The sequence below is a fragment of the Burkholderia sp. E168m23 genome, from assembly GCF_016586125.1.
In the GTDB taxonomy this organism is placed as follows: Bacteria; Pseudomonadota; Gammaproteobacteria; order Burkholderiales; family Burkholderiaceae; genus Burkholderia; species Burkholderia orbicola.
This window is the reverse complement of record NZ_BCPP01000684.1, coordinates 1-3,983: the sequence shown is the minus strand read 5'-3', so window position 1 is coordinate 3,983 and position 3,983 is coordinate 1. Positions and strand designations below refer to the sequence as shown.

The following is a 3,983-nucleotide window of genomic DNA, read 5'->3' as shown; positions in this document are numbered from 1 at the left end:
GGTCGTCCTCGCTCGCGACGAACCAGACCGATTTTCCGCGATTGCACTCGCGAACGAGCGCGCGCAGCGCTTCGCTGCGCGCGAGCCGGCGGTCGATGTCGCCGACCACGCCGAGCCGGACGCCGTAGTTGGTCAGCTTTTGCAGCACGGCGCCGGCCAGCCCGCTGTCGAGCCGGTAGAAGTCGTCGTGCAGCGTGTCCGCCGCGACCGCGATCCAGTCGGCTTCATGCTCGTGCGCGAGCGCGACGAGATCGAGCGCGTCGCTTTCCCGTTGCACGAGGCCGGCGGAAGGATCGCGGACCAGCACGCGGCTGCCGGCGGCCTGAACGATTCGATGGGGCATGTCGAGCGTGTCCGTCGATGAGAGAAAAGTGCGCACGGTGTCGCGCTGCCCGCGGATGAAGTGAGGCTGCTCGGGAAGAAGCCGCACCTGCGCGTGCGGCACGAGGCGCGTCAGGCGATCCTGCGTGTCGCGGGAATCGAGCATCACGTCGCGGCCTCCGACGATCGCCAGCACGGGCATCGACAACGTGCGGAGCATGGTGTCGTCGAATACCGGAATCGGCTCGATGCGCGGCCGGAAGCCGCGGTCGACGGCGCGCATCAGGGCGAGCGCGTCCCGTTCGGCCGGCGTCGATGCGGGTGGCAGGCGACCCAGCACGCGCCGCCGCACGCATGCGCGCCCGGCATCGCCGAGCAGCAACAGCGGCAGCGCCCACCACAGAAACGGCTTCTGCCTGCCGATGCCGGACGGGCAGAGCAGCGCGAGCCGGGTGACGCGCGGCGGCCGCCGCAACGCAAAGTCGAGCGCCGTTCGCGCGCCGAGCGAGATGCCGACGAACGCGGCGCGCGACACCTGCAGGCCGTCGAGCACGTCGTCGAGCCACTGCGCATGGGCGTCGCCCGCGAGCGGCGGGCGTGACGGCGCGCTCGGTCCCGCTTCGCCGATCACGTCGATCGCGTAGAGCCGGAAGTGCGTCGCCCAGTCGGTCGCGTGATGCTGCCAGCTTGCCGCCGTCGTCTGTGCGCCGTGGATCAGCACGACCGGCGGCGCGTGTTCGGGACCGCAGGCGATGACGTGCGTCGCGCCATGACGCGTTTGCACGGTGACGCGCCGATGCCCGGCCGGCCAGTGCGACAGCGCGGCCGCGTACGCGGCGCGAATCGCGCGGGCATGGCGGGATGACTTGAAGATTGCGCTCATGTCCCGCTTTGCTGCAGCAGCATGTCGAGCGACGACATCAGCGCGGCCGTGTCGGCCGGTGTCGCGGTCACGATGATCTTGACCATGCTCGAGGCGGGATCGAACGTGACGTCGATTCGCACGGGGTCGACGTACGATGTGCGGCCGGACGCCAACGCGTGCAGCGACCGCGACAGGTACTGGTGCAGCGACTGCGACGCATCGGGAATGTCGACGATGCTGGTGACGCGCACCGCACGCGGCGCGGGCGAGGCCGGCTCCGTCCGGGCGAACGCGGCGAGGTCGGCCTCGAGGATGCGGTAGGCACGGCCGACCCGCGTCGCGCGCAGCTTGCCGTCGCGAATGAACCGCAGGACGGTCTTCGGATGGACGCGCAAGCGGGCGGCAGTGTCTTCGACGGTGTGGAACATGAGCTATCGACGATTCCTTAATTATCTTTATTGTTCCATATATAAAGGAGCATAAGGGAATAATTTGGGTGATAAAGGGGCTGCCGTCGGATGGGCGAGACACTCGGCCGATCCGGGTTGTGCCCGTCCGGAATTGAAAACGCCCCGGCGACCGGCCATGCCGGACGTCGGGGCGTATCGGGGAGAAACGGGCCGGGAATCGGCCGGCGTGTTCGATCGATCCGGGCGCGCCTTTACGCGCCGCGCGTCGTCACTTGTCGACGAGCCGCTTCGGCACCGACAGCGCCAGTAGCCCGCCGAGCACGAGGAACCCGGCCAGCATGTACATGCCCGCATCGTTGGTGCCCGTCACCTGCTTGAGCCAGCCCATCAGGTACGGGCTCAGGAAGCCGGCGAGGTTGCCGATCGAGTTGATCATCGCGATGCCGGCGGCGGCGGCCGTGCCGCCGAGGAACGCGGTCGGCAGGCTCCAGAACAGCGGCAGCGTCGTCAGGATGCCGATCGTCGCGAGCGTGAGGCCGAGCATCGCGAGCGCCGTCTGGTGCGCCCAGATCACCGACAGCACGAGGCCGACCGCGCCGATCGCGGCCGGAATCGCGAGGTGCCAGCGGCGTTCGCGGCGCTTGTCCGCGCTGCGCGCGATCAGGATCATCGCGACCACCGCGGCCGCATACGGAATCGCCGACAGCAGGCCGATCATGAACGTGTCGGTCACGCCGGTCGCCTTGATGATCGTCGGCAGCCAGAAGCCGACGCCGTAGAGCCCCATCACGAACGAGAAATAGATCAGCGCCATCAGCCAGACGCGCGGGCTCGACATCACGGCGCCGAGCGGCAGGTCCTCCTTGGTGGCTTCCTCCGCGTCGACGTTGCGGGCGAGCAGCGCCTTTTCTTCGTCGGTCAGCCACGTCGCCTTCGCGATCCGCTCGTCGAGGGTGAAGAACACGAGCACGCCGGCGAGCACCGACGGAATGCCTTCGAGCAGGAACAGCCATTGCCAGCCGTGCCAGCCGCTCACGCCGTCGAACGCCTTCAGGATGAAGCCCGAGATCGGCCCGCCGATCACGCCGGACAGCGCGACGGCCGTCATGAAGAACGTCGTCATCCGGCCGCGCCGGTGCGCGGGATACCAGTAGGTGAGGTAGAGGATCACGCCGGGGAAGAAGCCCGCTTCGGCGACGCCGAGCAGGAAGCGCATCACGTAGAACATCGCGGGCGTCGTGACGAACATCGTCAGGATCGAGATCACGCCCCATGTCGCCATGATGCGGGCGATCCACACGCGGGCGCCCACCCGGTGCAGGATGATGTTGCTCGGCACCTCGAACAGGAAATAGCCGAAGAAGAAGATCCCGGCGCCGAGCCCGTACACGGTATCGCTCAGGTTCAGGTCGCTCGCCATCTGCAGCTTCGCGAACCCGACGTTCACGCGGTCGAGATACGCGACCACGTAGCACAGCAGGAGGAGCGGCACGAGCCGCCACGACACCTTGCGGTAGGTTGCTTCCTCGAATGCGCCGGACGAGCCCGGCAGCGACTGCGTCGATGTTGCCATGTTGTCTCCTGTCGATCCAGGTTAGCGCTTTAGCGGTTACCTGAGTCCCATGCTTTGCGGTCGATCGAGGTCGGCGCTTGGGCGGCTACCTCGATCCGATGCACCGCTGTCGTTGTAGTGGGCCGGAGCAGGCGTGGTGGTGCCCGATCCGGTTTCGTGCGAAGCAAGACGGGCCGATCGTGCGGCCCGGTACGACTAGATGCAGCGCCCGCCGTCGACTTCGAGGCAGACGCCGGTGATGAATTCGGCTTCGTCGGATGCAAGATAAAGCGCGGCGTTCGCGATGTCCTGCGGCGTCGAGAAGCGGCCGAGCGGGATCGTCGCGAGGAAGCGGCGGCGATTGTCCGGGGTGTCCTCGCAGCCCATGAACTCGGTCATCAGCGCGGTTTCGCCGAGCACCGGGTTGATGCAGTTCACGCGGATACGGTCGGCGCCGAGCTCGGCCGCGAGCGACTTGCTGGCGGTGATCATCGCGCCCTTCGTGCTGTTGTACCAGACGAGGCCCGGGCGCGGGCGCACGCCGGCCGTCGATGCGACGTTCACGAACACGCCGCCGCCCTGTGCGCGGAAGTACGGCACGAAAGTCTGCACGCACCAGAACAGGCTCTTCATGTTGACCGCGTACACGCGGTCGAATTCGGCTTCCGTCACGTCGAGCACGGGCTTGTTGCGGTGCGTGGTGCCCGCGTTGTTCACGACGATCTGCACCGCATGGAAATCCTCGAGCGCGGCCTGCAGCAGCGCGCGCCAGTCGTCCTCTTTCGACACGTCGCCGGCCACCGCGATCGCCTTGCCGCCCGCGAGCGCGATCTCG

General features: G+C 67.7%; 4 protein-coding genes. All 4 read right to left on the bottom strand.

All coding sequences use genetic code 11. The annotated features are described in order from the left end of the window. A partial coding sequence (locus JMF90_RS27435; protein WP_201325667.1) for an alpha/beta fold hydrolase occupies positions 1–1,204 on the bottom strand: 1,204 nt, incomplete at its 3' end. Then, positions 1,201–1,614, bottom strand: a complete 414-nt coding sequence (locus JMF90_RS27430) for a helix-turn-helix domain-containing protein (RefSeq protein WP_011545943.1) — start codon at positions 1,612–1,614, stop codon at positions 1,201–1,203. The genes JMF90_RS27430 and JMF90_RS27435, both read right to left, overlap by 4 nt. Positions 1,615–1,864: 250 nt before the next feature. Beyond that, complete coding sequence (locus tag JMF90_RS27425; protein ID WP_006478124.1) at positions 1,865–3,169, bottom strand: MFS transporter; 1,305 nt, start codon at positions 3,167–3,169, stop codon at positions 1,865–1,867. Between the two features lie 195 nt (positions 3,170–3,364). Next, positions 3,365–3,983 (bottom strand): SDR family oxidoreductase (locus tag JMF90_RS27420; RefSeq protein WP_201325666.1); only part of this gene is annotated, 619 nt, incomplete at its 5' end.

Excerpts from the sequence above, each read along its gene's own strand:
- JMF90_RS27430 (WP_011545943.1), bottom strand. The coding sequence starts at position 1,614 with ATGTTCCACACCGTCGAAGACACTGCCGCCCGCTTGCGCGTCCATCCG.
- JMF90_RS27425 (WP_006478124.1), bottom strand. The coding sequence starts at position 3,169 with ATGGCAACATCGACGCAGTCGCTGCCGGGCTCGTCCGGCGCATTCGAG.